This is a genomic window from Variovorax atrisoli, assembly GCF_014195185.1.
Lineage (GTDB): Bacteria > Pseudomonadota > Gammaproteobacteria > Burkholderiales > Burkholderiaceae_C > Variovorax > Variovorax atrisoli.
In genome coordinates this window covers 605,018-631,366 of sequence record NZ_JACIBG010000001.1, presented here as the reverse complement: position 1 = coordinate 631,366, position 26,349 = coordinate 605,018, and the positions used below count along the sequence as shown (strand labels likewise).

Here is a 26,349-nt window from a genome sequence, read left to right as displayed (position 1 = left end):
CCTTCACGCTGGCGACCGATCATGAACACCGCTCTTCCCATCCATCCCGTGGTCCTGTGCGGCGGCAGCGGCACGCGGCTGTGGCCGCTGTCGCGCAAGGCCCTGCCCAAGCAGTTCGCGCCGCTGGTCGGCGGCAAGAGCCTGCTGCAGCTCACGCTGGAACGGCTGGCGCTGCTGAATGCCGACATCACCTGCGTGACCTCGGAAGACCACCGCTTCCTGGTGAAGGAAACGGTGGACAACGCCCGGGTCACGGGCCGGCAGATCCTGGAGCCGGTGGCGCGCAACACCGCGGCCGCGATGGCGTCGGCGGCGCTGCTGGCTGCACCCGACGACCTGCTGCTGTTCGCGCCCTCGGACCACCACATTCCCGACATCGCCCTGTTCGAGCGCACCGTGCGCACCGGCATCGATGCCGCGCTGGCCGGCAACATCGTCACCTTCGGCGTGGTGCCGAGCTTCCCGAGCACGGCCTACGGCTACATCGAGGCCGGCGAGGCGCTGGCCGACGGCCATAGCCACGCGGTGGCACGCTTCGTCGAGAAGCCCAGCGCGGCGGTGGCCGAGATGCTGATCCTGCAGGGCGGCTACAGCTGGAACGCGGGCATCTTCCTCGTGCAGGCGCGCACGCTGGTCGCCGCGCTTCGCGAGCACGCGGTCGACATCCTCCAGGCCTGCGAGAACGCGACGGCCAGGGCGAGCCGCGACGGCAGCTTCCTGCGCCTGGACCGCGCCGCCTTCGAGCAGTGCCGCGCCGACAGCATCGACTACGCGGTGCTCGAGAAGCACCGGCAGATCGCCGTCGTCAAGTTCGAGGGCCTGTGGAGCGACGTGGGCAGCTGGAACGCAGTCGCCAGCCTGCATCCGGCCGACGATGCCGGCAACCGGCTCAGCGGCAAGGCCAGCGCATTGAACTCGCGCAACACCTTTGTGCACGCGCCGCACCGGCCGGTGGTGGCCCTGGGCACGCAGGACCTCATCATCGTGGACACGCCCGACGCGGTGCTCGTGGCCGGCGCGGGCTGCGCCGAGCAGGTGGCGGAGGTGGTGCGCAAGCTCTCGCTGGAAGGCTGCGCCGAGGCCACCGAGCACCGCCGCGTGGTGCGCCCATGGGGCGCCTACGACAGCATCGACCTGGGCGAGCGCTTCCAGGTCAAGCGCCTGACGGTGAAGCCCGGCGCCCGGCTCTCTCTGCAGATGCACCACCACCGCTCCGAGCACTGGGTGGTCGTGAAGGGCACGGCGCGCGCCACCTGCGACGGCACGGTGAGGCTGGTGCACGAGAACGAATCGATCTACCTGCCCTCCGGCGCGATCCACCGGCTGGAGAACCCGGGCAAGACAGTGCTCGAGGTGATCGAGGTGCAGACCGGCGGCTATCTCGGCGAAGACGACATCGTGCGCTTCGACGACACCTACGGGCGCTGCGCACCACAGCCGGAGGCCGCAGCAACGGCTGCGACTGCGGCCACGTTGCCGGCGGACCTCATCGCGGCAGATACGGCGTGATGTTCTTCAGCGCATTGGCGACGTAGGCGTCCTTCTCGCCCACCGGCGCCACGTAGTGCAGCGCGCCGGCAGCCGCCTCAACGCTCTCGGCGCGCGCGATGATCCAGCCGGCCAGGTAGGGCGACGCGAAGCAGCCCCCCGCGGTGGCGACGTTGCCGCGCGCGAAGAAGGGCTGGTTCAGTACTTCCACGCCGGCTTCCTGCACCCAGGGCCTGGTCGTCAGGTCGGTGCAGGCCGGCACGCCCTCGACGAGGCCGAGCCTGGCCAGCACGAGCGTGCCCGAGCATTGCGCCGCGATCAGCTGCCGCTGCGGATCGAGCGACAGGCGCCCCATCAGCTCCGGGCTGGCGACCACCTCGCGCGTCTTCACCCCGCTGCCGACCACCACCGCATCCGCGCGGCGCGCATCTTCGAGCAGCGACTGCGCGCGGATGGTGACGCCGTTCATCGACGTGACTTCCGCCGTCGGGCAGCAGATGCTCACGCGCCAGCCAGGCTTCTTGATGCGGTTGAGCACGCCCAGCGCGATGAGCGAGTCGAGTTCGTTGAAGCCGTCGAAGGTGAGGATGGCGATGTGCATGATCGTTGGCAGGTGGAGCGGGAGCCGGAATGGCGCCATCCTAGGAGAGCCGATCAATACAATCAAAGAATTGTCATGGATACATCGAACCGACGATGGCCGAAGCCCGCTACAAGCAACTGGTCGATGAACTCGCCGCGCAGATCCGCGCCGGCCGGCTGCCGCCCGGCACCCGCCTGCCTACACACCGCAAGCTGGCGGAGCGCCACGGGCTCGCGCTGGTCACCGCATCGCGCGTCTATGCCGAACTGGAGGCCATGGGCCTGGTCAGCGGCGAGGTCGGCCGCGGCACCTTCGTGCGCGAGGCCTCGCTGCGCGTGGGCCCCGGCGCCGACCAGCGCGCCCTGCCGGCGGACCTGGTCGACCTGAACTTCAACTACCCCGCGCTGCCCGGGCAGGCCGAACTGCTGCGCGGCGCGCTGCGGCAGCTTGCAGCCGGCGGCGAGCTTGACGCGATGCTGCGCTACGCACCGCACGGCGGGCGGATGCACGAACGCGCCTGCTTCGCCCGGCACCTCGCCTCGCGAGGGCTCGCGGCGGAGCCGTCGAACGTGCTGATCGTCGACGGTGCCCAGCACGGGCTCGCCGTGACTGCAATGGCTTTGCTGCAACCCGGCGACGTGGTCGCGGTGGATGCCCTCACCTACCCCGGCTTCAAGGTGCTGGCCGAGGCGCACCGGCTGGAACTCGCGCCCCTGCCCGCCGCCGGCCAGGGCCCCGATCTCGACGCGCTGGAGTGCCTGTGCGCACGGCGCCGCGTACGTGCCATCTACGCCATGCCGACCATGCACAACCCGCTGGGCTGGGTGATGAGCGCGAGCCGCCGCAAGCGCCTCGTGGCCATCGCGCGGCGGCACGGGCTGCTCGTCATCGAGGATGCGGCCTACGCCTTCCTGGCCGATGAGCCCCCTCCGCCGCTTGCCGTGTTGGCGCCCGAGAAGACGGTGTATGTCTCTGGCCTCTCCAAGAACGTCGCGACCGGCCTGCGCGTCGGCTTCGTCGCCGCGCCCGACGCGTGGGTGCCGAAGCTGGAGCGCGCGATCCGCGCCACGACCTGGTGCACACCTGGCGTGACCACCGCCATCGCATGCACCTGGCTGGAGGACGGCACGGTCGAGCGGCTCGAATCGGAGAAGCGGCAGGACGCATCGGCGCGGCAGGCCATCGTCGGCGAAGTGCTCGCAGGGATGGGGTGCGTGCGGCATCCGTTCTCGTACTTCGCCTGGCTGCCGCTGCCGGAGGAGACGCGGGCCGATCTGGTTGCCGCGGCGCTGATGCGTGAAGGCGTTTCGGTTTCCACGGCCGAACCTTTTGCTACGTCGAAGCATGTGCCGCACGCGTTGCGGCTGGCGTTGGGGTCAGTCGGGTTGGATGGTTTGCGCAGCGCCTTGCGGACTGTGCGGCGGGTGGTCGAGGAGCAGTCTTTCTGAGATCCTGCGCGAAGGCTGCCGGCTCGACGGAACCATGCTGATGGCGCATTCGGGCCTCCACCTCAGATCGACGTCGATCGTTCATATCAGCGCGCTGAGGTTCGTGCGAATCGGGTGCTCGAATCTGCGGACCTCACCAGCCGTGAAAACGCCCCCAGGCGCGCAGCGAGCCATCGTCCGACAACGCGTGATATTCCGTGAACTGCGCCCCCGTCGCACAAGCATGGTTCGGCAGGATGCGCAGCCTCGTCCCCACGGGAAAGCGCGCCGCTATGTCCGCATCCGCCTCGCCTTCCCGCGAAAGAATGCCGTGTTCCTGGTTTGCACCACTGAGCACATAGCCGTCGAGCACCCGCCCCTGCGCATCGCAGATCTGCCCGTACCCGAAGTCCCGCTTCTGCTTCTGGGTCCCCCGGTCGCGGCTCATCGCCATCCAGCCTGCGTCGACGATGGCCCAGCCTTTGTCGGCCTGGTGGCCGATCACGGTGGTCAGCACGCTCAGGGCGATGTCGTCTTCCGTGCACACGCCGATGTTGCGCATGACGAGGTCGAAGAAGACGTACACGCCGGCCCGCACCTCGGTCACACCGTCCAGCGCGTCCGCAGCCAAGGCAGTGGGCGTGGAACCCACGCTGACCACCGGGCACGGCAGCCCTGCCTCTCGCAGCCGCTGCGCCGCGCGCAGGCAGCCTGAGCGTTCCTGCTCGGCCATCGCCTTGAGGGCCTCGGGCGTATCGAGTTCGTAGCTGGAGCCCGCGTGGGTCAGCACACCGCCGAGGCGCATGCCGCCCTCGTGCAGCACGCGGCCGACTTCGATCAGCGCGTCTTCTTCGGGCTTGATGCCGCTGCGGTGCCCGTCGGTGTCGACTTCGATCAGCACGTCGAAGGCCTCGCCGTTCGCGTGGCCGAACTCGACGATCGCGCCCGCCGAAGCCACGCTGTCGGTGAGGATGCCCAGCGCGCAGCCGCGGCGGCGCAGCTCCAGCGCATGCGGCAGCCGGTGCGGCGCCATGCCGACGGCGTAGAGGATGTCGGTGAAGCCGTCGGCGAAGAACTGCTCGGCCTCCTTCAGCGTGGAGACGGTGATGCCCTGGGCTCCCGCGTCTCGCTGCGCCTTCGCGACCTCGATGCACTTGCTGGTCTTCACATGCGGGCGGAAGCGCACGCCGAGCTCGTTCATGTGCCTTTGCATGCGTTGGATGTTGCGCTGCATGCGCGTGCTCTCGATGAGGGCCGCGGGCGTGTCGATGGTGGCGAGGGTTTCTGTCATGGGTGGGCCTATTTCATTCAGTCATTCGGCGAAGGATTGGAGCCAGGGCAGCGCGGCGTCGAGCGTGGGTGCCTGCAGCTCGGGCGGTGGCGCACCCTGGGGCAGCGAGAGGCCGACGCGGTTGTGCCAGTACGTGCGCAAGCCGACTGCCGACGTGCCGAACATGTCGTAGCCCGAGCCCGCGACGAAGGCCGCGTCCTGCGCCCGCACGCCCAGCTGGTCGAGCGCCATGCGGTACGGGCGCGGATCGGGCTTGTAGAAGCCGGCCTCCTCGGAAGTGACGACCACATTCCAGTCGATGCCCAGCCGTGCCGCGGCACGATGGCCCAGGCGCTTCGAGCAGTTGGTGACCACGGCAAGGCGGCAGTGCGGCTTGAGCGCCAGCAGCAGCTCGCGCGCGCCGCCCCATGCGGGCAGCGTGTCCCATTGCGCTTCGAGCGCATCGGGGGCCGAGCCGGCCATGCCGGTGTTGCGGGCAGCCTCCTGCACGAGCTGCTCGTAAGGCACGTAGGCGCCGCAGCCGTAGGTCAGGCGCAGGTACTCGGCGCGCCAGGCGCGGCCTTTCGCTTCGGAGCCGGCGGCGGCGTTCCATACGGTCCAGGAGTCGAGCAGCGCGGTAAGCAGGTCGAACAGCACGGCGCGCGGATAGGCGTTGGAGGATTGCATGGGCAACGACTGTACGTTCCGAAGCCATGCTTGTGCTTCAATGCACAGTCATCAATCGTTAAGCACAAGTTAATGACGACGATCCAGATCGAGGACATGCAGCTTGCCGCCGCCCTGCTGCGCGAGCCATCGCTGAGCGCGGCGGCGCGGGCGCTCGACGTCACGCCGCCGGCGCTGTCGATGCGGCTGCGCAAGCTGGAGGCCTCGCTCGGCCTGTCGCTGGCCACCCGCACCGCGCGCAAGCTGAGCCTCACGCCCGAGGGCGAGCGCTTCGCGCGCGAGGCGGCCGCGCTGCTCGGGCAGATCGAGGGGCTGCGCGAATCGATGCAGCGCGACGACCGGCGCCTAACCGGCACGCTGCGCATCGCCGCGCCCTTCGGATACGGTCGCCAGTACATCGCGCCGATGCTCGCGCGCTTCGCGAGGCTGCACCCGGGGCTGGGCGTGCAGCTCGACCTGCGCGAGACCCCGTGGCCCGACCGGCACGACGCCGACGCGGTGATCCACATCGGCACGGTGCGCGATTCGTCCTGGGTGGCGCGCACGCTCAGCGCCAACGAGCGCTGGTTGTGCGCCAGCCCTGATTACCTGCGCCAGCGCGGCACCCCCCGCATGCCGCGCGACGTGTTGCAGCACGACTGCATCTGCATCCGCGAGAACGACGAGGACGTGACGCTGTGGCACCTGCGCCCGGCCGGCCGCGCAGCCGCCGCCAAGGCCCGCCGGGAAACCCTTCGCATCTCGCCCGCCTACGTCACCAACGACGGCGGCGTGGCCCGGCAGTGGGCCGAACAGGGCCTGGGTCTGGTGCTTCGCTCCGAGTGGGATGCGGCCGATGCGGTGGCACGCGGCACGCTGGTGCGCGTGCTGGCCGACTGGCAGTTCGACACCGCGCCGGTCACGCTGCTGGTACCGACGCGCAAGGGCCGTACGGCGCGGGTGCAGGCCGTCGTCGAGTTCCTCGCCGAGAGCTTCGGCAACAGGGGCGTCAAGGGAAAGTAGCTGCGCGCATATCCATAGCCGCATTCCTTCGTTGGCCGCGCCGGCTTGGTGCGCCAACACTCGCAGCTTCGTATTTTCCGGAGGAGAAGCCTGCGATGACCTTTGCTCTCGATCATTTGCCGCCCTCGCGCCGCAGCGTGCTGCAGGCCGGCGCGGCCGCGGCCGTGGTGGGTTCCGGCGGCCTGTTCGCCACCATCGCGAATTCGCAGCCGCGCAAGCTCACCTTCGCATGGAGCCAGGCTGGCTTCTGCCTCGCGCCGGTGCCCGTGGCGCTGGAGCGCGGCTTCTTCGAGAAGAACGGGCTCGACGTCGAGTTGCTCAACTGGGCAGGCTCGTCCGACCAGATGCTGGAGGCGCTGGCCACCGGCAAGGCCGACCTGGGCGTGGGCCTGATCCATCGCTGGGTGAAGCCGCTGGAAGCGGGCTTCGACGTGAAGGTGGTGGGCAGCGTGCACGGTGGCTGCCTGCGGCTCGTGGGCGCCAAGGCAGCGGGCGTGACGACCGACCTGGCGAGCCTGAAGGGCAAGACCATCGGAGTGTCGGACCAGAACAGCCCGGCGCGGCAGTTCTACGCCATCCACCTCGCCAAGAAGGGCATCGACATCGAGAAGGACGTGGACTGGCGCGTCTACCCGGCCGACCTGCTCGACGTAGCGGTGAAGAAAGGCGAGATCCAGGTGATCGCAGATGGCGACCCGAACGTGTTCCTGATCGAGAAGCGCAACCCGGGCGTCTTCACCGAGATCGCCAACAGCGCCAAGGGCGAATACGCCGAGCGGCTGTGCTGCATCGTCGGCGCCCGCGGCGAGCTGGCGCGCAACGACAAGCCGCGCGCGGCGGCCGTGGTGCGCGCCCTTGCGCAGGCCTCCGACTACGTTTCCGAAAACCCGAACGAGGCCGCGCGCATCTACTCGAAATACGCGCCCAAGGTGCCGCTCGAGGACCTGCAGAAGCTGCTGGCCGAGCTCACCTACAAGCACCACCCGGCCGGCAAGGCGCTGCGCAACGAGGTCGAGGCCTTCGCCACCGACTTCCGCAATGCGGGCATCCTGAAGAAGAGCACCGACGTGGTCCGCTTCGCCAACCACGTGTCGCTGGACGTCCTGGCATGAGCACGGCCGAACAGATCCTCGAGGCGCCGCTCGGATTGCAGGGCGGCGCGCACGCGCCGGCCTCCGCCGCGCCCCGTGCGACCAGGGCCACGGCCACAGCGCAGTCGGCAACGCTGCGTCCCGCCGCCCCCGCGGGCATCTGGCCTACGGGCCTGCTCGCCTCGGCCGCATGGGTCGCGCTGGGCCTGCTCACCCTGCTGTGGCCGAACAAGGAAGTCGGCTTCAGCGACTGGGCCTTCACCCGCGAGTTCGGCATCGCCACGCTGGTGGTTGCCGCGCTGCTCCTCGCCATCTCGCTGCTGGGCAGCCGCGCCGGCAGGCTGGTGCGCACCCTGCGCCCGGCCGGGCAATGGCTGGTCGCGCTGGCCGTGGGCCTGGCGCTGTGGGAGGTCTCCACCGCCAAGCTCGGGGTGCTGCCCTCCCCGTTCTTTGCGCCGCCGCAGAGCCTGATCGACGTGGTGCATGAAGACTGGCAGCGCCTGGGTCTGTCGACCGTGCATTCGCTGCGCCTGCTGGCCAACGGCTTCGTGCTGGGCGCACTGGTCGGCTTCATCACCGGCGTCGCCATCGGCTGGTCGCGCATCGCGGGGTACTGGGTGCATCCGCTGCTGCGTTTCCTGGGGCCGGTGCCCGCGTCGGCACTGCTGCCGCTGGCCTTCTTCTTCGCGCCTTCGAGCTATTCGGCCGCCGTGTTCCTCGTGGGGCTGGCAACCTTCTTTCCGGTCGCGGTGCTCACCTGGTCGGGCGTGGCCTCGGTGCACAAGAGCTACTACGACGTGGCGCGCACGCTGGGCGCGTCGGAGCGCTTCCTGGTGTTCCGCGTGGCGATTCCGGCTGCGCTGCCGCAGGTGTTCGTAGGCCTCTTCATGGGCCTGGGCGCATCGTTCTCGGTGCTGATCACCGCCGAGATGATGGGCGTGAAGGCCGGGTTGGGCTGGTATCTGCAGTGGGCCCAGGGCTGGGCGGCCTACGCCAACATGTATGCGGCGCTGCTCGTGATGGCGGCGCTGTGCTCCGGGCTCATCACCCTGCTTTTCAAGGTGCGCGACCGCGTGCTGTCCTGGCAGAAGGGAACCGTGAAATGGTGACGAACGCCGTGCTTCCTCCCGCGCCCGCGCCGACCGGCCAGGCAGATGTCGCTGGCGCGCAGATCGACGTCCGCGGCGTCAGCCACTGGTTCGAGGTGTCCGGCGGTGTGCTGCAGGTGCTCGACGGTGTCGACCTGCAGGTGCGACCCGGCGAGTTCGTCGCGCTGCTGGGGCCCAGCGGCTGCGGCAAGTCGACCCTGCTGCGGCTGGTGGCCGGGCTCGAGCCCGCGACCACCGGCGCCATCACCCAGAACGGCGAGCCAATCACCCGGCCCGATCCGTCGCGCATCGTCGTCTTCCAGGACCCGACGCTCTACCCATGGCGCAGTGTGTGGGACAACGTGGCGCTGGGCCTGCAGGCGCGCGGCGTGCTGAAGGAACAGCGTGCCCGCGTCGACGAGGCGCTCAGGCTCGTGGGCCTCACCGAGTTCGCGAAAGCCTTTCCGCATCATCTTTCCGGCGGCATGGCGCAGCGCGTGGCGCTGGCACGCGCGCTGGTCAACGATCCGCAGCTGCTGGTGCTCGACGAGCCGCTGGGCAAGCTCGACTCGCTCACGCGGATCGCGATGCAGAGCGAGCTGGTCAACCTCTGGCAGCGCGCGGGCTTCTCGGCGCTGCTGGTGACGCACGACGTGGAAGAGGCGCTGTTCCTGGCCAACCGCGTGATCGTGCTGAGCGACCGGCCCGCGCGCATCGCGGCGGAGCTGGTGGTCGACCTGCCCTACCCGCGCCACCGCGGCGATCCGCGGCTGGCCGAACTGCGGCACGAGGCGCTCAAGCACCTGGGACTCGACGCCACGTGGTGAACTGAAGAGATGAGTGGTCCGCCCGAGGCCGGCTGGCTCAACCTGCTGATCGGCCTGCTGCAGGGGGCGCAGCTGTGGCTTCTGCGCGTTCTCGACGTGCTGGGGCTGGCCGGGCAATCGCACGGTCAGGCCGCCTGGCCGTGGGCGCTGCGGCTTTCGGGCGAGAACCTGCTGATCGACCTCGGCCAGGCCCGGCGGCTCGGGCTCACGCTCGTCGTGCTTGCCGTGGCGCTGCTGATCCTGCTGCTTGCGTTGCCCTGGCGCCGGCGCCGTGTGTGGCTGGCCGCAGCGGCTGTGCTGCTGGCGGCATTGGCGCCTTGGCCCGAGGCCAACGTGGTGCTGGTGCCCGCGTATCCGACCACCTTCCATGCTTCGCCCACCGGCTTCACTGCCGAGAGCATCGAGCGCGGCCGCAGCCTGTATGCAGCGCAGTGCGCCGCCTGCCACGGTACCGACGGCAGGGGTCACGGGCCGCTGGCCTCGGCCCAGGCCGTGTGGCCGCCCGACCTGGGCGGTCCGTTGCTGTGGCGCCGCGCCGATGGCGACGTGCTGTGGCATGTGATGAACGGCATGCGCGACCGCCGCGGAACCCCGACCATGCCCGGTTTCGGCTCCACGCTCAGCGACGCCGACGCCTGGGCGCTGATCGATTTCATGAAGGCCCAGGGCGCCGGGGAAAGCCTGCGCGCTGCCGGACTGTGGGCGCAGCCCATCGCGCCGCCCGATGTGATGGTGCAATGCGGCAGCAGGCCGCCGCGCAGCCTTTCCAGCTGGCGCGGCCAGCGCCTGCGCATCGTCGCATCGAGCCTCGGGGCCGGCGCATCGACGCCGGCCGACGACCCGCGCCTCGTCACCGTGCTGATCGCCCCGCAAGCGACGGAAGCCGCCGCATCGCAGTCCGGCGACTGCATCGCCACCTCACCCGCCGCGTGGACCGCCTACTCGCTCGTAGGCGCGACCACGCAGCTCGCGGGCACCCAGTTCATCGTGGACCGCGACGGCTGGCTGCGCGCACGCGGCGAGCCCGGCAAGGCCGCGTGGAGCGACGACGACCTGCTGTGCCGCACGGAGCAGCAGCCCTCGTCGAAGCCCGGCGTCCGACCATTGCCGCCCGACGGTCTCGGCGCCCTCATCGCGCGCATGGACGCCGAGCCGGTGCGCTTCGTCAAGGGCGGGTACGTCCACTGACACGTACCAGCGCAACGGGACTACGATGTTTTTCCAGCGCTGCCAGCCCAATCGTTTTTTCAATCGAACCAGAAGGAGTCAGAGACCATGTCCAACCACGTCTACAAAACCCTGGAACTCACCGGCTCGTCGCCAACCGGCATCGAGGATGCGGTGAAAAGCGCCATCGCCAAGGCGCACGAGACGGTGCGCAACATCCAGTGGTTCAACGTCACCGAGACGCGCGGGCACGTGGTCGACGGCAAGGTCGCGCACTGGCAGGTGACCTTGAAGATCGGGTTCACGCTGGAGTGAGCCCTTCGGCCCGGCGCGATCGCTGCAACTAGCGCAGGTAGCCCAGATCGCGCACGTCCGAGCGCACCGCCGAGCGGTCCACCCCCTGCATCGGCAGGCTCACCAGCAGCTCCAGCCGGCGCCGCAGCGAGAACAGCGTCTGTACCGCGTCGTGCGCGACCCTCTCGGGATCGCGGCCGTCGAGCAGGTCGGGGTAGGCCCACAGGGCCGCGTCGGGCTGGCCGGGCCACAGGGGCTGGCGCGGGCCCGTCGTTTCATCGAGCGTGATGACGAAGTCCGCAGGATGCGCACTCGCTCGCGCCAGCTCGTCCCAGCCGCGCGGCAGCCTGTTGGGCAAGGGGATGCCCGCGCTCTTCAACGCGGCGACTGCGGCAGGATGGAATTCGCGGGCGACCTGTCCGGGCTGCCCGCAGGAAGAGGCCGAGAACCGCTTCGGGTCCAGGTGTGCGAGGCACGCTTCGGCCAGGATGCTGCGCAATGAGTTCCGTCGCGAGACGAAGATCACTCCGATACGTTTTTGCATGGAAACCCGAATATAGCCAAGCCCTCTGAACCCGTCCTGACCTCGGCTCTCGGGTGCGGCCACGATGCACAGCAGCGTCCGAACGGTGCAGACTCGGGGGCATGGACAAGCATTTCCTGACACCGCTTTTCGCGCCCGCCTCCATCGTCGCCTTCGTCGGCAACGCGGATGGCCCGGGTGGGCAGACGCCGGCCGGCCGCACGCTTCGCGAGGCGTTCCGCGCGCAGCGCTTCGACGGCACGCTGCGCTTCCTGGACGTGCGCACCAAGGGCACGCTCGAAGAGCTCGCGCAGACCCACGCCGACCTCGCGCTGATCGCGCTGGCGCCGGGCGACGTGGCGGCTGCGCTGGAGATCGCGGGGCGCATCGGCTGCAAGGCGGCCGTCGTCCTTTCGAGCGGCATCGGCGCCGAGCAGGCGGCGCAGTGGCGCAAGATCGCGCGCCGCGAGGGCGTGCACCTGCTGGGCCCCAACTCGCTGGGCTTCCAGCGCCCGCTGCTGCATCTGAACGCCAGCGTGGCCGGTCCGCTGGCGGGCAGCGGGCCCCTCGCACTGGTGGCGCAGTCGGGCGCGCTCACGGCCTCGATGCTCGACTGGGCGCGGCAGAACGGCGTGGGCTTTTCCAGCGTGGTCTCGCTGGGCCCGCACACCTCGGTCGACATTCCGCAGGTGCTCGACTTCCTGGCCAACGACCAGGCCACGCACAGCATCATCATCTACCTCGAAGGCATTGCCGATGCGCGCCGCTTCATGAGCGCGCTGCGCTCGGCCTCGCACGCCAAGCCGGTGGTGGTGCTCAAGGCCGGTCGCAAGCCTGCCGGCAACGAAGCCGCGCAGACGCACAGCGCCGCCATCGTGGGCAGCGACGACGTGTTCGACGCCGCGCTGCGCCGGGCCGGCGCGGTGCGCGTGCGCTCCTTCGTCGAACTCTTCTCCGCCGCCAAGTGCCTTGCCTCGCGCTACAGGCCCGTCGGCAAGCGCCTGGCGGTGGTCACCAACGGCGGCGGCCCCGGCGTGCTGGCGGCCGACTGGATCAACGAGATCGGTCTCGACCTCGGCAAGCTCTCCGCCCCCGCGCAGAAGGTGCTGCTGCCCGCCCTGCCCCCGCTCGCATCGCTGGCCGACCTGATCGACCTGTCGGAAGAGGCGCAGCCCGCCCACTACCGCGCCGCCATCGACGCGGCCTCGGCCGACAGCCAGGTCGACGGCGTGCTCGCCATCTTCTCGCCCAAGCCTGGCATCGACGCGGGAGCCACCGCGAAGGCGCTGGCCGACATCCCGCGGCCGATGAACAAGCCGCTGCTGGCCTGCTGGATGGGCGACTCGTCGGTGGGCAAGGCGCGCTCGGTGCTGGCCGACGCGACCATCCCGAGCTTCCGCACGCCAGAGGCGGCCGTGGGCGCCTTCGGCAACATCGCGGCCTTCTACCAGAACCAGCAGCTGCTGCAGCAGACGCCGCCGCCGCTGTCGGCGCTGGCCAAGCCCGACATCGAAGGCGCGCGCCTCCTCATCGAGAGCGTGCTGGCCGAACGGCGCAACGTGCTGACGGAGATGGAATCGAAGTCGCTGCTGTCGTCCTTCCACATCCCGATCACGCGCACGCTGCTCGCGCGCAGCCCCAGCGAGGCGATGATGATCGCGACGCAGCTGGGCTTTCCGGTGGCGCTGAAGATCGATTCGCCCGACATTCCTCACAAGTCCGACGTGGAAGGCGTGGCGCTCAACGTGCTCAACGGCACCGCCGCGCGCGACACCTACGTCGAGATGATGGAGCGCGTCGCCCGCCTCGCGCCCGAGGCGCGCATCAACGGGGTGACGGTGCAGAAGATGGCGCGCGCCCGGCGCGGCCGCGAGATCTACGTGGGCATGGTCACCGACGAGCCATTCGGCCCGGTCATCGTGTTCGGCGCGGGCGGCACCATGATCGAGCTGCTGAACGACCGCGCGATGGAGCTGCCGCCGCTCAACCAGTTTCTCGCTCGCCGGCTCATCGAACGCTCGCGCGTGGCCGAGACGCTGGGCGAATGGCGCGGCGCCCATGCCGTGGACATGGAGGCGCTCGAAGACCTGCTGCTGCGCGTGTCGGAAATGGTGTGCGAGCTGCCCGAGCTGCGCGAGATGGACATCAACCCGATCATCGTGGACGAGAACGGCGCCATCTCGGTCGATGCGCGCATCGTGGTCGGCAGCAGCTCGCAGGCGGTGGCGGCCCACGTGGGCAACGCGGTCAACGGCTACCAGCACCTGGCGATCATGCCGTACCCCGCGCGCTACCGGCGCGAATGGCCGCTGGCCGGCACGGGCGGCGGCACCTACATCGTGCGGCCGGTCCACCCCAACGACGCGCAGATGCTGCAGGCGCTGGTGCAGGGGCTGTCGCCCGAGAGCCGCTGGTTCCGTTTCGTCTCGCGGTTCCACGAGCTGCCGCCGTCGATGCTCTCGCGCTTCACGCTGATCGACTACGACCGCGAGATGGCGCTGGTGGCGGTGGTGATGGAGCGCAGCGTGTCGCCCGACGGTACCGTGCTCGAGAGCGAGCGCATCGTGGGCGTCTCGCGCTACGTCACCAACCCCGACCAGACCAGCTGCGAGTTTTCCCTCGTGGTGGCCGACGAGTTCAGCGGCCGGGGCATCGGCTCGCGGCTGATGGAAAGCATCATCGACGTGGCCCGCGACAAGGGCCTCGCCGAGATGGACGGGCTGGTGCTTGCCAACAACCCCGACATGCTGAAGCTGGTGCGCCGGCTCGGATTCACGGTGAAGTCGTTCCCGGAGGACCCGGACTTCAAGCTCGTGACCTACATGCTCTGAGGCGCCCTCAGGCCTTCGGCATCCCGTCGCTGCCGCTGCCGCAAAGCACCACGGCGATCTTCTCGTCGTCGCGCCGCTCGAAGCAGCGGTGGCTCACGGCCGCCAGCGCGGTGGCCGCGCCGAGCTCGATGGCCAGGCCGGCGTGCTGCCAGGCCGAACGCGCCGAGTCCTCGATGACTTCCTCGTCGACCAGCACGATCTCGTCGACGTACTTCTCGATCAACTCGAAGTTCAGCGGCTCGGTCGAACGCGCGGCCAGGATGGGCACGCGCGTCTTCACGTTCTCCAGCTTCACGATGCGGCCTTCCTTGCGGCAGGTGTAGAGCGTCGGACAGCCCGCTGCCTCGACCCCGATCACGCGGATCGAAGGCTTGAGCAGCTTGGCCGCCTGCGCGATGCCGGCGAGCAACCCGCCGCCGCCGATGGAAACGACCAGCGTCTCGACCTCGGGCCACTCGTCGATGATCTCCAGCGCAGTCGTGCCCTGTCCGATCACCACGTCGCGGTCGGCGTACGGATGCAGCAGCGCACCGCCATGCTCGGCCACGTTGGCACCGGCGGCGTCCCAGCTCTGGTCCCAGAAATCGCCATGCACCGTGAGCTTCGCGCCGTGGCTCTCGATGCGGGCGCGGGTGATCGGCGTGCTGGTGTTCATCACGAACACGTTGGCCGGCAGACCCAGCGTCTTGCCGACATAGGCCACGGCCGCGCCGAAGTTGCCGCCCGACGCGGTGGCCAGCCCCTGGCGGCGCACCTCCTCGGGAAGGTTCAGCACGCGGTTGAATGCGCCGCGCGCCTTGAAGGAGCCTGTCACCTGCTGGCACTCGGCCTTGAAGCGCACCTGCGCCGCGCCACCGGGCACCCAGGGATGGGCCTCGACCAGCGGCGTGCGGCGGATGTAGGGCTTCACGCGCTCGTGCGCCGCGCGGTAGTCGGCCAGGCCGATCGGTTGCATCGCGTCTTTGTCGGTCATGCCTCGTCCTCGACCAGCACGCACAGGTTGTTGCCCTGCTTCACTGCGCCGAAGGTGCGCTGCGAATACACCGTGCCGCCCTTGGCGAAGCGCACTTCGCGGGGCTCCTGCGCGGGCTCGTGCAGCAGGTGCAGGTAGCCGGCGAGCTCGCCGGCCTCCACCGTGTCGCCCAGTTCGTGCAGCGGCTCGAAGTAGCCGTCGCCCGGCGACAGCAGGTTGCCGCCGTTGGGCACGATGCGCACGCGGCGGCTCGGCGGCGGCGCCTCGGGCAGCGCGCCCGGCACCACGCCCAGCCGCGCCAGCACGCGCGACAGGCATTCGCGGGTGCGCTTGACGCCCTTGGGCGAGACGCTGCCGTTCTCGCCCATCTCCGCCGCGATGGCGGCCAGGCCCAGGTGCGCGGCCGCGCCGCAGCTGGTGCGCGGGTCGCCCATGTTGTCGGTGATGACGGTGAACCTGGCGCCGAACCAGCGCGCCATGTCTTCCGCGCGCTCGCGCACTTCGGGTACCAGCGTCGGCGTGACGACGACCTGCGCGCTTTCCTCGATGAAGAGCGAACTGCCGCCCGCGTGCAGGTCGACGTAGGCATCGCACTTGGGAAACAGCACATCGTGGATGAAGGCTGCGATCTGCTCCGTCGGCGTGCCGTAGGGGTTGCCGGGGAATACACGTGCGAGGTTCTTGCCGTCCAGCGGGCTCACGCGCGAGGCCGCGCGCATCGCGGGGGCGTTGGCGGAAGGCATCAGGATCAGGCAGCCCTTCACCTGCGAGGCGTCGAGCCTGCGGATCAACTCGTTGATGACGATCGGTCCTTCGTATTCGTCGCCGTGGATGGCGCCGGTGACCAGCACCGTCGGGCCGTCGCCGTTGCCGATGACTGCCAGGGGCAGCGCCACCGCGCCCCAGGCATCGTCATGTCCCGAATACGGAAGCCACGCGTGGCCGACCTGCTTGCCGGGCCTGGCCCAGTCGATGTCCGTGAAAACGGTGGAGGGACGCGGCTGGCTCACTTCACTTCTTTCTGCTCGTCCTTGAACCACTTCAGGCGCAGCGCCGCGAGGCTGCCGTCGGCGGTCTTGGCGTCGATGATCCTGTTCATCTCGGCCAGCAGCGCGGTCTCGCCGGGCTGCACGGCCATGTAGGCGGGGCTGATGCGGATCAGCGACTTCATCTCGATGCCCTTGGCCGGGTTCTCGTCGGCCACCTTCTGCGCGATGAAGTTGTTCTCGGCGAAAAGCGGCGCCTGGCCCGACAGGAAGGCCGAGACGGTGGAAGCCGTGTCTTCCAGGCGGATCAGCTTGGCGCCCGGCGCCAGTTCGCTCAGCGACAGGTCGGGCGTGGAGCCCTTGGGCACTGCCACGGTCTGGCCCGCGAGGTCGGCCACCTTGGCGAACTTGGGCGTGCCCTTGCCGCCGTACACGCCGAGGTACACGGCCGCGTAGGGCTTGGAGAAGGCGACCTGCTTGGCACGCTCGGGCGAGCTGCCCAGCGCGGCGATCACCACGTCGACCTTGTTCGACAGCAGGTACGGAATGCGGTTGGCGCCGGTCACCTGCTGCAGCTCGAGCTTCACGCCCATGGCCTTGGCCACGTTCTCGGCCAGTTCCACGTCGAGGCCGGTGGGCTTGCCTGCCGAGTCGGTGAAGCCCCACGGCGCGGCGTCGATGGTTGTGGCGATGCGGATCGCGCCCTTGGCCTTGATGTCGGCGAGCTTGTCGGCATGCGCGAGCAAGGGAGCGGCGCAGACCAGCGCGGCGGCGAACAGGGTTTTCAGTTTGAACATGGAAGCTCCTTGGAAGACAGGAAAGACAAGAACGACGAAAACGAAGGCGTGGGAATCAGACGACGGACTGCACGAACTGCTGGAACTCGCGGGTCTGCGGGCTGCCGAACATCCGCTCGGGCGTGCCGCGCTCCCAGATGCGGCCCTGGTTCATGAAGAGCACCTCGGAGGCCACGCGGCGCGCGAAGGCCATCTCGTGCGTGACGACCATCATGGTCATGCCGTCGCGCGCCAGGTCCTCCATCACGCGCAGCACCTCGCCGACCAGCTCGGGGTCGAGCGCGGAGGTGGCCTCGTCGAACAGCATGAGCTGCGGCGACATCGCCAGCGCCCGCGCGATGGCCACGCGCTGCTGCTGGCCGCCCGAGAGCTGCGACGGCATGGCGTCGAGCTTGTGGCCCAGCCCCACGCGCTCCAGCATGCGCTGGGCCAGGTCGCGGGCCTCGTCCTTGGCGATCTTCTTCGTGAGCACCGGCGCCAGCGTCACATTGGCCGCGGCCGACAGGTGCGGGAACAGGTTGAAGCTCTGGAACACCATGCCCACGCGGCGGCGCAGCAGGGCCAGGTCGGTGTCGGGCGACTGCACGTCGACGCCGTCGACCACGATACGGCCGGCGCTGATCGTCTCCAGGCCGTTCACGCAGCGCAGCAGCGTGCTCTTGCCGGAGCCGCTGCGCCCGACGAGCGCCACGATGTCGCCCCTGGCGACCTCGGTGGACACGCCGCGCAGCACATGGTTGTCGCCGAAGTGCTTTTCGACCGAATCAATGAGCACGAGCGGCATTCATGCGTCCTTCAAGAGAGAGTGCCAGGCGAGCCAGCGGATAGCAGATGGCGAAGTAGCACAGGGCCACGCCGCAGAAGACTGGCAGGTGTGCCAGCGTCGACCCCGCCACGATCTGGCCCGAACGCGTGAGTTCGACCAAGCCGACGAGCGCCGCGAGCGAGGTGTTCTTGATGAGTTGCACCAGGTAGCTCACCGTCGGGCCGAGCGCCACGCGGAAGGCCTGCGGCCACACCACGTGCCGCATGACGTGCCAGCGGCGCAGACCCACGCAGGAGGCGGCCTCCCATTGCCCCTTGGGCACGGACTCGATCGCGCCGCGCCAGATCTCGCCGAGAAAGGCGCCGGCCGAAAGCGAGAACGCTGCAGCGGCGGCCGTGAAGGCCTTGATCTCGATGCCCAGCAGCATCGGCACGCCGAAGTACAGGAGAAAAAGCACCCCGAGCAGCGGCGTACCCTGCACAAGCTCGACGTAGACGCGCGCCAGCACGCGCAGCCAGGTCAGCCGCGAAGTGCGCGCCACCGCCACGCCGAGGCCGATGACGGCGCCGATGGCGAAGGAGGTCAGGGCAAGCGCGGCGGTCCAGCGGATGGCACCGAGGATCAGCCAGAGATCGGCAATGGAAAGTCCGCGCATCTCAGCGGCCCTCCCTGCCGAACAGCCGGCGCTGCACGAAGCCCAGCAGCACGCGCAGCGCCTGAACCGTGACGAAGTACATCGCGCAGATCACCACGTACACCTCGAAGCTGCGGAAGGTGCGCGAGTCGATGAAGCTGCCTGCGTGGAAGATGTCCTCCACGCCGATCTGCGAGATGAGGCTGGTGCCGATCAGCGTGAGCACCATCTGGCTGGCCAGCGAGGGAAACACGTTGCGCAGCGCAGGCACGAACAGCACGTGCACCAGCACCTGGCGCGGCCGCAGCCCGAGCGCGGCACCGGCTTCGGAGAGGCCGCGGGGTACCGACATCAGCCCCGATCGGAACACCTCGACCATGTACGCGCCGCAGTACAGCGCCAGAGAGATCACGCCGGCCACGGGCGCCTCCAGCCGGATGCCCAGGTTGGGCAGGCCGAAGTAGATGAGAAAGAGCTGCACCAGCGCCGGCGTGTTGCGGAAGAACTCCACGTACACACGCGTCACGCCGCGCAGCGGCTTGCTGCCGTAGATCAGCGCCAGCGAGCCCGCCACGCCGATCGCCATGCCCAGCACGATGCTCGACGCGGCATAGCCCAGCGTGTGCAGCAGGCCTTCGGCCAGTTGCCCTGCATAGGGCGCGAGCGCCTCGAACTGGAACTGGTAAGCCATCGTCAGTCCACTTCGAGGATGGCTTCGACCTCGACGGTCTGGTGCCCCGGCAGCGAGCCCGCGCCGATGGCGGAACGCGCGCCCCGCCCCACCTCGTCACCGAACACCTCGACGAACAGGTCGGAGCAGCCGTTGATGACCTTCGGGTGGAAGGCGAAGCCCGGCGCCGCATTCACGAAGGCCAGCAGCTTCACCACACTGCGCACGCGCCCGAGTTCGCCGAGCGCGGCCTTGGCTACAGCCAGCAGGTTCAGGCCGGTCAGCCGGGCATGCGCGTAGGCAGCCTCGACGCTCACTTCCTCGCCGACACGGCCCACATGCAGGCGGCCGTCTGCTTCGAGCGGGCCCTGGCCCGAGAGATACAGCATCTGGCCGCTGCGGCGCCAAGCGACGAAGTTGGCGACGGGCGCCGGAGGCGGCGGAAGCTTCAGTCCGAGGGCGGCGAGGCGCTCCTCGGGGCTGCGCGCGCTGCGGTGGCTCGCGGCCGCCGGCGCCGTGTTGGAATCCAGGGTCATTGGGAACACATCACCGTTGCGGCGCGAGGGGCGGCGCAAACGGTCAACCTTTCGACGAAAATCAACGGATTCGGAAGGATTGGTCAACCAATCCAGAGCCATGCAGCGCAGTCTTATGTGACTGCGTAATGAATTCATTCTAAGAACATTAATTGCGATTGGTCAACCATTTTGGCGAACTCTTCAACCATGAATGCAAAGCCCGTGCCGCAGCCGCTCCAGCCGCTGATCGAGGTCACGGATCTTTCGGGCCGCATCGCCGCACAGGACAAGGCGACCGCCTCGAAGGTCTACCGCGCCATACTCCAGTCGATCCGCGACGGCGCGCTCAAGCCGGGCGACAAGCTGCCCAACGAGCGTGACCTGTCGGAGCAGTTCAAGACCTCGCGCAGCACCGTGCGCCATGCGCTGGCCATGATGAGCGCGCAGGGCCTGCTGGAGCGCAAGGTCGGCAGCGGCACCTTCCTGGCCGAGGGGCTGATGCAGCTGCTGAGCGAGTCCGACCTTCCCGTGGCCGCGCACCACCGCGACGTGCCGACCTACACCGAGATCCTCGAAGGCCGGCTGCTGTTCGAGCCGGCCATGATGGCGCTGTCCGCCCAGCGCGCCGACGCCGAAGACTTCGCGCTGATGCGCCACCACCTCGCCGTGGTGCGCGACGCCGACCAGTGGCTGCAGTTCAAGGAGGGCATCTACGGCGTGCACCAGGCGATCTTCCGCGCCACGCGCAACCGCTTCCTGATGCAGGTGTTCGACGCCGTGGTGGCCGACCGCCGCGCGGTGCAGTACGACGGCCGCTCGAATCTCAACGGCCCCGTGGGCGCCGTGGTGCGCGAGCAGACGCTGCGCGAGCTCACCGCCATCGTCGATGCGCTGGAGGCACGCGACGCCAAGGCCGCGACGAGCCTCGCGGATGCGTACTTCACGCGCATCCTGGCCTCTCTGAGCGTCTACGGCTAGAAGCGCGACGCCTGCAATGATCCGCACGATCCTGCACTTCCTGGGCCGCTTTGCGCTGACGCTTGCGGTGCTGCTGAGTTCTTCGTGGGCCTGCCTCGCGCTCTGGTACCACTTCCCCGGCCCGGCCGCCATGAAGATCGGCGCGGGCGTGCTGTGGGTCGCCTTCGGCCTCGCGGCGATCGTGCTGACGTGGCGCAGGCGGGCCGCGCGCGCCCTGCTCTCCTACGCGGTCGGATTCGCGCTGCTGCTGGGCTGGTGGAGCACCATCCTGCCCTCGCAGAACCGCGTGTGGGCCGACGACGTCTCGCGGCAGCTGCACTCGCGCGTCGACGGCAGCATCGTCACGCTGGATAACGTGCGCAACTTCGAGTGGCGCAGCGACACCGACTACACCCAGCGCTGGGAGACGAGGCAGTACGACCTCGACCGCCTGCGCACGGTCGACGTGTCGCTCTCGTACTGGACCGGGCCTGCCATCGCGCACACGCTGGTGTCCTTCGGCTTCGACGACGGCCGGTTCCTCACCTTCTCCATCGAGATCCGCAAGGAGCGCGGCGAGAGCTTCTCGTCGGTGGGCGGCTTCTTCAAGCAGTTCGAGACCAGCCTGATCGCGGCCGACGAGCACGACATCCTGCGCGTGCGCACCAACGTGCGCGGCGAGGACGTCTACATGTACCGCGTGAGCCTGCCGCAGCCCGAGATCCGCTCGCTCTTCCTCGCCTACCTCGGCGAAGGCGCGGCGCTGGTGCGCGAGCCCAGCTTCTACAACACGCTCACCGCCAACTGCACCACCATCGTGTATGCGCTGGCCAAGCGCATCGTGCCGGGCCTGCCGATGGACTGGCGGCTGCTCGCTTCGGGCTACCTGCCCGACTATCTCTTCGACGTGGGCGGTCTTGCGCCCGGCTACAGCATGGAAGCGCTGCGCGCGGCTGGCCGCATCACCGAGCGGGCGATCGCGACGGACAAGACGCCGGGCGTCGATTTCTCACGGGCGATCCGGCAGGGCCTGCCGGGCGTCGCGGCTGCTGGCACCGGAGCGGCGCAATGAAACGCGCGCTGCACTTCTTCGCTTCGCTGCCCGTGCTCGCCTGCGCAGCCGCACTGCTGGCAGGCTGCGCGGGCGTGACCGTCGGTTCGATCTCGCCGGCCGAATACCTCGCGCAGCGCCGCGGCGACGTGCTCACCACCGGCCGCCTGAGCACCTCCGCGCAGGAAGTGCTGCGCGTGATCGGCTCCGACGCCGACCTGTGCCGCAAGGACGGCCAGGCCTGCCGCAACGCGCTGGCGGACTCGCCGGGCCTGAGCGACGAGCAGCGTCTCTCGGCGCTCTCCGAAGTCTGGCTGCAGGTGGCGCTCGCGTCCGAGAAGCACGGCGGCGCGACCGATGCCGCCGCCATCGAGGCCTGGTTCGAGACCGCGCGCCACGCCTACGCCTACCTGTTCTTCACCGCCCGCAAGCCGCGCGACCGAGCCTTCGAGGACCGGCAGACCCAGGTGCGCGACTATTACAACTACGCGGTGCAGCAGGCCATCACCGGCCTGTACGACGGAGTCCGCCGCAACGGTTCGCGCGCGGTGGCGCAGCCCGCGATGCCGAAGGTGGGCGACTGGCACATCGAGACCGACGTGTCGAACCTGCGCCTTCCTTCCGACACGCCCCTGCCCGACGAGCTGATTCCCGCCGCCTCGCTGACCTTCTCGGGCCTGCGCAACACCTACCGGCGCGACGGCTTCGGCGCGGAACTGGTGGCAGCGAGCGACAGGCGCACCGACGACGAGCCGCCGGCGCCGCGAGCCGACCTTGCAGACAGGCAGCAGCCTCGCCCGCCCTATCGCGAGATGCCCTTCCCGGCGGTCACCGCGCTGCTGCTGTTCGACGGCGCCAACCTCGGCGATGTGCTTCGCACCCGCACGCTGCGCATCGCGGCCTACGACCCGTACCGCACCGCCAACGTGCAGCTCGCCGGCCAGGAAGTGCCGCTGGCCGCCAACTTCACTTCGGGCTACGGCCTGTGGCTCGCGCGCTCCGACTTCGCGCTGCAGGCGCTGCGCAGCCTCTTCGGCGGCCGCGAGGGCCTCACGCAGCCGCGCATCTACCTGATGCAGCCCTACGATCCGAACCGCCGCACGGTCATCATGCTGCACGGTCTGGCGAGCAGCCCCGAGGCGTGGATCAACGTGGCCAACGAGGTGCTGGGCGACGAGACGCTGCGCCGCCGCTACCAGATCTGGCAGGTCTACTACCCGACCAACGCACCGCTGCCGCTCAACAACTTCGCGATCCGCGAAGCCGTGACGCAGACGCTCGCGCACTTCGACCCCTCGGGCAAGGCACCGGCCTCGAACGACATCACGCTGATCGGCCACAGCATGGGCGGGGTGCTGTCCCGGCTGATGGTCTCGTCCTCGGAAGACAAGCTCTGGGACGCCCTGCTCGCCAGCTACCCGATGCAGGGCGCGCAGCAGCGGCGCATGGAAGAGAAGCTCGCGCCCTACCTGCGCTTCGAGCCGCTGCCGCAGGTGAGCGACGCCATCTTCATCGCCTCGCCGCACCGCGGCACCGATTTCGCCAACAACCGCATCTCGCGCTGGGTGGCCAACCTCATCACGCTGCCCGTGGCGATGCTCGGGCAGCTGGGCGACATCTCGCGCGAGCTGATCCGCATCGCGCCCGCGCGGCAGGACCAGGGCACGCTGCGCATCCCCAACAGCATCGACAACCTCAGCGACCGCGATCCGTTCGTGCGGCTGTCGTCGGGCCTGCCGATGAATCCGCGCGTGCGCTTCCATTCGATCATCGGCAACGACACGCCCGGCGTGGCGCAGGCGCTGTCGAGCGACGGCATCGTGCCCTATGCCAGCGCGCACCTCGACGGCGCGGCCTCCGAACTGGTGATCCCGTCGGCGCACAGCGTGCAGGAGAACCCGCTGGCGATCCTGGAGATCCGCCGCATCCTCAGGGAGCAGCTGCAGCCCGAGGCTGCGCGCTGAGCGGCGTCGCTCCTACTTGCTCCCCGAGCGCTGCTGCGCCCGCACGCGCTCCAGGAATTCGTCGAAGAGCGCCTTCTTGCCCGGAAAGCGCTCCCTGCCCTCCTTGAAGGTCGACTCCGCGGCGGCGAGCTGGCCGAGCCGCATGAGGCATTCGCCCTTCGAGAAGAACGCGGCCTCGCCGTCGGGATTCACCTGCAGCGACTGCTCGAAGTCCTCGAGCGCGCCCTGGAAGTCGCCGAGTTCCATGCGCGTGAAGGCGCGGTTGTCGATGGCCTCGAAGAAGAGCGGAAAAAGCTCCACGGCCGCGTCGTACTCGGCGATGCCCTCCTGCTTGCGGCCCTGCTCGCAGAGTTCGTTGCCGCGCAGATAGTGCGCATTGGCCTCGCGCACGATCTCGTGGCCGTCCTGGCCCATCAGCTCCAGATACCTCGGGAAGTCGGTGAGCCTCAGGTATTCGGCGAAGCCGATCAGGTCGTCCTCGGCGGGCTGCCTGTTGCCGATGAGTTCGCTGCCCCGGCTCACGCCGTCGGCATCGATGGGCGAATGCCATATCAGCACCTCGGCGTGCTTCAGCGATTCGACGGTGGGCTTCTGGTCCAGCGGCTGATAGCTCAGGCAGTGCGCCACCGCTGTTCCGTCGGGCCACGGATCGACTTCGAGAACCCAGACGGCGCGCCAGGCCTTGTCGCTGCGGTAGGCGAGCACGTCGCCCTTCTTCAATGCCGGCGTCCTTGTGCCGCCGGTCGCAGGCGTTTCGGGTGGCGGCGTCGAGCCGGCGAAGCGTGCGGCAAGCCGCTTGAGGAATCTGGGCAGCATGGTGTCGGGTATCCGTTTGGAGATTGGACGTGCGAGACGATGGCGGGCAGCAGCGTGCCACTTTAGCCGCTCCCGCCAGTCGGTCGTGCGCATTGACCTTCGCGCTCGACGTGGCCTAACATCGCCGCCGCGGTGCAAGCCGCGCCCGGGCCCGCGGGAAGGGTTGAACCCACTTGCCTCCATATGCCGAGCCATTCGCCTTTTGTGCAGCCGGATTTGCGGGCCGACGGCGTCTGATGCACGGAGGTACACATGAAGCGCATGCCCGCCCGGCCCGACCTGGGCCATCTGAAGAAGCAAGCCAAGGAACTGCTTGCGCTCTACCGAAGCAACGATCCCGCCGCCACCGCGCGCTTTCGCGAAGCCCTTCCCGCCGCTGCCAGCAAGAGCGATTCGGCGATTGCCGCGCTCGGCCTTCGCCTGCACGACGCGCAGTCGTGCATCGCGCGCGAATACGGATTCCCGTCCTGGGCCGACCTGCAGGGCTTCGTCCTCGCACGCCGCGCGCATGCGGATGATCCGGCGAAGGCCGTGCTGCAATGGCTGCGCCTCGTCTACGCTGGCGACATCGCCGGGGGCACGAACCGCGCGCGGCCAGCGCTGGCCCTGCGCCTGCTCGAAGAGAGCCCGGGCCTGCGGGGCGATGACCCGATCCTCGCCTGCGCGGTCGGCAACGAAGCCCTGATCCGCCAGGCCATCGAACGCGACCCCGGCTGGGTGAACCGCGCAGGCGGCCCGCTCGCGCTGCCGCCGCTCGTGGCGCTCACCCATTCGGGCCTGCTGCAGTTGCCGGACCACAAGGAGCGCCTGCGCCACTGCGCCAAGCTGCTGCTCGACGCAGGCGCGGACCCGAATCAATCGGTGGGCAACCGCTGGCCGCCCGCGTCGCTCGCCCAGCCCGACGAGACCGAGCGGCTGTCCGCGCTCTACGGCGCTGCCGGCCAGAACCGCGATGCCGCGCTCACCCGGCTGCTGCTGGATGCGGGCGCCGATCCCGACGACGGCGAATCGCTCTACCACTCGCTCGAAACCCCGGCCTGCACGCGCCTGCTGCTCGAGGCTGGAGCCCGCATCGCGGGAACGAACGCGCTCTATCGCGTGCTCGATCTCGACGACGTCGACACGCTGCGCCTGCTGCTCGCGCATGGCGGCGATGCCAACGAACCGCCCATGGGCCCGCCCACCAGCGACTGGGGCTCCCTGCTGCTGTGGGCCATACGCCGGCGCCGCTCGCCCGCGCACATCGAGGCACTGCTCGCGGCAGGAGCCGATCCCAAGGCGACAACGCGCGACGGAACGAGCGCCTACGTCGCTGCGCTGCGCTTCGGCCTCCCCGAAGTCGCCAGCCTCCTGGAGCAAGCGGGAGGCGGCGTCGCACTGCCGGTGGACGAGGCCTTCATCGCCGCCTGCGCAAAAGGCGACGAGGCCGCGGCCCGCGCCGTCCAGGCTGCACACCCGGACATCGTCGGTTCGCTCTCGCAAGCACAGCTGCGCCTGCTGCCCGAACTCGCTGCACAAGGCTGCGCCGATGCGGTGAAGCTGATGGTCAGGCTCGGCTGGCCCATCGCCACGCGCGGTGGCGACTGGGATGCCTCGGCGCTGAACAAGGCCGTATTCCGCGGCGACGCCGACCTCGTGCGCTTCCTGCTGGAACACGGCGCCAGCTGGCAGGAGCGGCACGGCTTCGACGACAACGCCTGCGGCGGCCTTTCCTGGGCCTCGTGCAACGAGCCGGAGGGCGAAGGCGACTGGCTCGGCTGCGCCGAAGCGCTGGTGGCCCACGGCATGCCCGCCGCGCAGCCCGATCCGGAGAGCCCGGACGGCGTGCTCATCGGCGGGCAGCGCTATGTGTTCTCGGACGAGGTCACCGATTTCCTGCTCGGCGCATCCGCCCTGCGAGGCTGACGAAAAAAAAGCGGGCCCGAGGGCCCGCCCAAAG

General features: G+C 69.4%; 25 protein-coding genes. 13 read left to right on the top strand and 12 right to left on the bottom strand.

Annotated elements, in window-relative coordinates; all coding sequences use genetic code 11:
• The first annotated feature begins 21 nt into the window (after window positions 1–21).
• Entirely contained in the window at window positions 22–1,509 is a 1,488-nt protein-coding gene (locus tag FHY06_RS03155; protein ID WP_126181787.1) for a mannose-1-phosphate guanylyltransferase/mannose-6-phosphate isomerase, read from the top strand.
• Here FHY06_RS03155 and FHY06_RS03150 read toward each other — a convergent pair.
• The gene (locus FHY06_RS03150) at window positions 1,487–2,089 is read right to left on the bottom strand and encodes a DJ-1/PfpI family protein (RefSeq protein WP_184603323.1); all 603 of its coding nucleotides are present in this window, start codon (window positions 2,087–2,089) and stop codon (window positions 1,487–1,489) included. The genes FHY06_RS03155 and FHY06_RS03150 overlap by 23 nt on opposite strands.
• Before the next feature lie 95 nt (window positions 2,090–2,184).
• Here FHY06_RS03150 and FHY06_RS03145 point away from each other — a divergent pair, with 95 nt between their 5' ends.
• Window positions 2,185–3,519: an aminotransferase-like domain-containing protein gene (locus tag FHY06_RS03145; protein WP_184603320.1), complete on the top strand. Its 1,335-nt coding sequence runs from the start codon at window positions 2,185–2,187 to the stop codon at window positions 3,517–3,519.
• 133 nt (window positions 3,520–3,652) lie between these two features.
• Here the strand turns inward: FHY06_RS03145 and FHY06_RS03140 are convergent, their stop codons facing one another.
• Window positions 3,653–4,789, bottom strand: a complete 1,137-nt coding sequence (locus FHY06_RS03140; RefSeq protein ID WP_184603318.1) for a DSD1 family PLP-dependent enzyme — start codon at window positions 4,787–4,789, stop codon at window positions 3,653–3,655.
• Window positions 4,790–4,810: 21 nt separating this feature from the next.
• Window positions 4,811–5,455, bottom strand: coding sequence for an HAD-IA family hydrolase (locus tag FHY06_RS03135; RefSeq protein WP_019652709.1), 645 nt, complete (start codon window positions 5,453–5,455; stop codon window positions 4,811–4,813).
• A gap of 72 nt (window positions 5,456–5,527) precedes the next feature.
• Here FHY06_RS03135 and FHY06_RS03130 point away from each other — a divergent pair, with 72 nt between their 5' ends.
• The 6 genes from FHY06_RS03130 (at window position 5,528) to FHY06_RS03105 (ending at window position 10,945) form a co-directional block, all read left to right on the top strand.
• Window positions 5,528–6,457, top strand: coding sequence for a LysR family transcriptional regulator (locus tag FHY06_RS03130; protein ID WP_019652710.1), 930 nt, complete (start codon window positions 5,528–5,530; stop codon window positions 6,455–6,457).
• A 95-nt stretch (window positions 6,458–6,552) separates the two neighbouring features.
• Entirely contained in the window at window positions 6,553–7,569 is a 1,017-nt protein-coding gene (locus tag FHY06_RS03125) for an ABC transporter substrate-binding protein (protein WP_126181782.1), read from the top strand.
• The gene (locus tag FHY06_RS03120; protein ID WP_184603316.1) at window positions 7,566–8,657 is read left to right on the top strand and encodes an ABC transporter permease; all 1,092 of its coding nucleotides are present in this window, start codon (window positions 7,566–7,568) and stop codon (window positions 8,655–8,657) included. Before FHY06_RS03125 ends, FHY06_RS03120 begins: the two co-directional genes overlap by 4 nt.
• Window positions 8,651–9,463: an ABC transporter ATP-binding protein gene (locus FHY06_RS03115; protein ID WP_184603314.1), complete on the top strand. Its 813-nt coding sequence runs from the start codon at window positions 8,651–8,653 to the stop codon at window positions 9,461–9,463. Before FHY06_RS03120 ends, FHY06_RS03115 begins: the two co-directional genes overlap by 7 nt.
• A gap of 9 nt (window positions 9,464–9,472) precedes the next feature.
• Window positions 9,473–10,651, top strand: a complete 1,179-nt coding sequence (locus FHY06_RS03110; protein WP_184603312.1) for a c-type cytochrome — start codon at window positions 9,473–9,475, stop codon at window positions 10,649–10,651.
• A gap of 87 nt (window positions 10,652–10,738) precedes the next feature.
• Window positions 10,739–10,945, top strand: a complete 207-nt coding sequence (locus FHY06_RS03105) for a dodecin (protein WP_019652715.1) — start codon at window positions 10,739–10,741, stop codon at window positions 10,943–10,945.
• Between the two features lie 28 nt (window positions 10,946–10,973).
• Here the strand turns inward: FHY06_RS03105 and FHY06_RS03100 are convergent, their stop codons facing one another.
• Window positions 10,974–11,468: an arsenate reductase/protein-tyrosine-phosphatase family protein gene (locus tag FHY06_RS03100; RefSeq protein WP_132750981.1), complete on the bottom strand. Its 495-nt coding sequence runs from the start codon at window positions 11,466–11,468 to the stop codon at window positions 10,974–10,976.
• Window positions 11,469–11,569: 101 nt separating this feature from the next.
• Here FHY06_RS03100 and FHY06_RS03095 point away from each other — a divergent pair, with 101 nt between their 5' ends.
• On the top strand, window positions 11,570–14,278 hold the full coding sequence (locus FHY06_RS03095; RefSeq protein ID WP_132750980.1) for a bifunctional acetate--CoA ligase family protein/GNAT family N-acetyltransferase: 2,709 nt from the start codon (window positions 11,570–11,572) through the stop codon (window positions 14,276–14,278).
• A 7-nt stretch (window positions 14,279–14,285) separates the two neighbouring features.
• Here the strand turns inward: FHY06_RS03095 and FHY06_RS03090 are convergent, their stop codons facing one another.
• The 7 genes from FHY06_RS03090 to FHY06_RS03060 are packed head-to-tail and all read right to left on the bottom strand — an operon-like array spanning window position 14,286 to window position 19,640.
• Entirely contained in the window at window positions 14,286–15,251 is a 966-nt protein-coding gene (locus tag FHY06_RS03090) for a threonine ammonia-lyase (RefSeq protein WP_184603311.1), read from the bottom strand.
• Complete coding sequence (locus tag FHY06_RS03085) at window positions 15,248–16,261, bottom strand: succinylglutamate desuccinylase/aspartoacylase family protein (RefSeq protein WP_184603310.1); 1,014 nt, start codon at window positions 16,259–16,261, stop codon at window positions 15,248–15,250. The genes FHY06_RS03090 and FHY06_RS03085 overlap by 4 nt, the downstream gene beginning before the upstream one ends.
• The gene (locus FHY06_RS03080) at window positions 16,258–17,034 is read right to left on the bottom strand and encodes a transporter substrate-binding domain-containing protein (RefSeq protein WP_184603309.1); all 777 of its coding nucleotides are present in this window, start codon (window positions 17,032–17,034) and stop codon (window positions 16,258–16,260) included. The genes FHY06_RS03085 and FHY06_RS03080 overlap by 4 nt, the downstream gene beginning before the upstream one ends.
• A 55-nt stretch (window positions 17,035–17,089) precedes the next feature.
• Window positions 17,090–17,818, bottom strand: coding sequence for an amino acid ABC transporter ATP-binding protein (locus FHY06_RS03075; RefSeq protein WP_184603308.1), 729 nt, complete (start codon window positions 17,816–17,818; stop codon window positions 17,090–17,092).
• The gene (locus FHY06_RS03070; protein ID WP_019652722.1) at window positions 17,799–18,455 is read right to left on the bottom strand and encodes an amino acid ABC transporter permease; all 657 of its coding nucleotides are present in this window, start codon (window positions 18,453–18,455) and stop codon (window positions 17,799–17,801) included. Before FHY06_RS03070 ends, FHY06_RS03075 begins: the two co-directional genes overlap by 20 nt.
• 1 nt (window position 18,456) lies before the next feature.
• On the bottom strand, window positions 18,457–19,125 hold the full coding sequence (locus tag FHY06_RS03065) for an amino acid ABC transporter permease (protein WP_019652723.1): 669 nt from the start codon (window positions 19,123–19,125) through the stop codon (window positions 18,457–18,459).
• Between the two features lie 2 nt (window positions 19,126–19,127).
• Entirely contained in the window at window positions 19,128–19,640 is a 513-nt protein-coding gene (locus FHY06_RS03060; RefSeq protein WP_126181775.1) for a RidA family protein, read from the bottom strand.
• A gap of 189 nt (window positions 19,641–19,829) precedes the next feature.
• On the opposite strand from FHY06_RS03060, the gene FHY06_RS03055 reads away from it, so the two are divergent.
• Genes FHY06_RS03055 through FHY06_RS03045 form a run of 3 tightly spaced genes read left to right on the top strand, consistent with a single transcriptional unit; the run spans window position 19,830 to window position 23,594 of the window.
• Entirely contained in the window at window positions 19,830–20,600 is a 771-nt protein-coding gene (locus tag FHY06_RS03055) for a FadR/GntR family transcriptional regulator (RefSeq protein ID WP_019652725.1), read from the top strand.
• A gap of 16 nt (window positions 20,601–20,616) precedes the next feature.
• Window positions 20,617–21,651: a lipoprotein N-acyltransferase Lnb domain-containing protein gene (locus FHY06_RS03050; RefSeq protein ID WP_184603307.1), complete on the top strand. Its 1,035-nt coding sequence runs from the start codon at window positions 20,617–20,619 to the stop codon at window positions 21,649–21,651.
• Window positions 21,648–23,594 (top strand): esterase/lipase family protein, encoded by a 1,947-nt coding sequence (locus FHY06_RS03045; protein WP_184603305.1) that lies wholly within the window; start codon window positions 21,648–21,650, stop codon window positions 23,592–23,594. Before FHY06_RS03050 ends, FHY06_RS03045 begins: the two co-directional genes overlap by 4 nt.
• A 12-nt stretch (window positions 23,595–23,606) precedes the next feature.
• Here FHY06_RS03045 and FHY06_RS03040 read toward each other — a convergent pair whose 3' ends face one another.
• The gene (locus tag FHY06_RS03040) at window positions 23,607–24,410 is read right to left on the bottom strand and encodes a tetratricopeptide repeat protein (RefSeq protein ID WP_184603303.1); all 804 of its coding nucleotides are present in this window, start codon (window positions 24,408–24,410) and stop codon (window positions 23,607–23,609) included.
• A gap of 252 nt (window positions 24,411–24,662) precedes the next feature.
• Between FHY06_RS03040 and FHY06_RS03035 the strand changes: the two genes are divergently transcribed.
• Window positions 24,663–26,315, top strand: coding sequence for an ankyrin repeat domain-containing protein (locus FHY06_RS03035; protein WP_184603301.1), 1,653 nt, complete (start codon window positions 24,663–24,665; stop codon window positions 26,313–26,315).
• The last annotated feature ends 34 nt before the right edge of the window (window positions 26,316–26,349 follow it).

Excerpts from the sequence above, each read along its gene's own strand:
- FHY06_RS03150 (WP_184603323.1), bottom strand. The coding sequence starts at position 2,089 with ATGCACATCGCCATCCTCACCTTCGACGGCTTCAACGAACTCGACTCG.
- FHY06_RS03115 (WP_184603314.1), top strand. The coding sequence starts at position 8,651 with ATGGTGACGAACGCCGTGCTTCCTCCCGCGCCCGCGCCGACCGGCCAG.
- FHY06_RS03050 (WP_184603307.1), top strand. The coding sequence starts at position 20,617 with ATGATCCGCACGATCCTGCACTTCCTGGGCCGCTTTGCGCTGACGCTT.
- FHY06_RS03055 (WP_019652725.1), top strand. The coding sequence starts at position 19,830 with ATGAATGCAAAGCCCGTGCCGCAGCCGCTCCAGCCGCTGATCGAGGTC.
- FHY06_RS03155 (WP_126181787.1), top strand. The coding sequence starts at position 22 with ATGAACACCGCTCTTCCCATCCATCCCGTGGTCCTGTGCGGCGGCAGC.
- FHY06_RS03100 (WP_132750981.1), bottom strand. The coding sequence starts at position 11,468 with ATGCAAAAACGTATCGGAGTGATCTTCGTCTCGCGACGGAACTCATTG.
- FHY06_RS03090 (WP_184603311.1), bottom strand. The coding sequence starts at position 15,251 with ATGACCGACAAAGACGCGATGCAACCGATCGGCCTGGCCGACTACCGC.
- FHY06_RS03080 (WP_184603309.1), bottom strand. The coding sequence starts at position 17,034 with ATGTTCAAACTGAAAACCCTGTTCGCCGCCGCGCTGGTCTGCGCCGCT.
- FHY06_RS03140 (WP_184603318.1), bottom strand. The coding sequence starts at position 4,789 with ATGACAGAAACCCTCGCCACCATCGACACGCCCGCGGCCCTCATCGAG.
- FHY06_RS03040 (WP_184603303.1), bottom strand. The coding sequence starts at position 24,410 with ATGCTGCCCAGATTCCTCAAGCGGCTTGCCGCACGCTTCGCCGGCTCG.
- FHY06_RS03145 (WP_184603320.1), top strand. The coding sequence starts at position 2,185 with ATGGCCGAAGCCCGCTACAAGCAACTGGTCGATGAACTCGCCGCGCAG.
- FHY06_RS03120 (WP_184603316.1), top strand. The coding sequence starts at position 7,566 with ATGAGCACGGCCGAACAGATCCTCGAGGCGCCGCTCGGATTGCAGGGC.
- FHY06_RS03070 (WP_019652722.1), bottom strand. The coding sequence starts at position 18,455 with ATGCGCGGACTTTCCATTGCCGATCTCTGGCTGATCCTCGGTGCCATC.
- FHY06_RS03065 (WP_019652723.1), bottom strand. The coding sequence starts at position 19,125 with ATGGCTTACCAGTTCCAGTTCGAGGCGCTCGCGCCCTATGCAGGGCAA.
- FHY06_RS03060 (WP_126181775.1), bottom strand. The coding sequence starts at position 19,640 with ATGACCCTGGATTCCAACACGGCGCCGGCGGCCGCGAGCCACCGCAGC.
- FHY06_RS03095 (WP_132750980.1), top strand. The coding sequence starts at position 11,570 with ATGGACAAGCATTTCCTGACACCGCTTTTCGCGCCCGCCTCCATCGTC.
- FHY06_RS03125 (WP_126181782.1), top strand. The coding sequence starts at position 6,553 with ATGACCTTTGCTCTCGATCATTTGCCGCCCTCGCGCCGCAGCGTGCTG.
- FHY06_RS03105 (WP_019652715.1), top strand. The coding sequence starts at position 10,739 with ATGTCCAACCACGTCTACAAAACCCTGGAACTCACCGGCTCGTCGCCA.
- FHY06_RS03075 (WP_184603308.1), bottom strand. The coding sequence starts at position 17,818 with ATGCCGCTCGTGCTCATTGATTCGGTCGAAAAGCACTTCGGCGACAAC.
- FHY06_RS03045 (WP_184603305.1), top strand. The coding sequence starts at position 21,648 with ATGAAACGCGCGCTGCACTTCTTCGCTTCGCTGCCCGTGCTCGCCTGC.
- FHY06_RS03110 (WP_184603312.1), top strand. The coding sequence starts at position 9,473 with ATGAGTGGTCCGCCCGAGGCCGGCTGGCTCAACCTGCTGATCGGCCTG.
- FHY06_RS03130 (WP_019652710.1), top strand. The coding sequence starts at position 5,528 with ATGACGACGATCCAGATCGAGGACATGCAGCTTGCCGCCGCCCTGCTG.
- FHY06_RS03135 (WP_019652709.1), bottom strand. The coding sequence starts at position 5,455 with ATGCAATCCTCCAACGCCTATCCGCGCGCCGTGCTGTTCGACCTGCTT.
- FHY06_RS03035 (WP_184603301.1), top strand. The coding sequence starts at position 24,663 with ATGAAGCGCATGCCCGCCCGGCCCGACCTGGGCCATCTGAAGAAGCAA.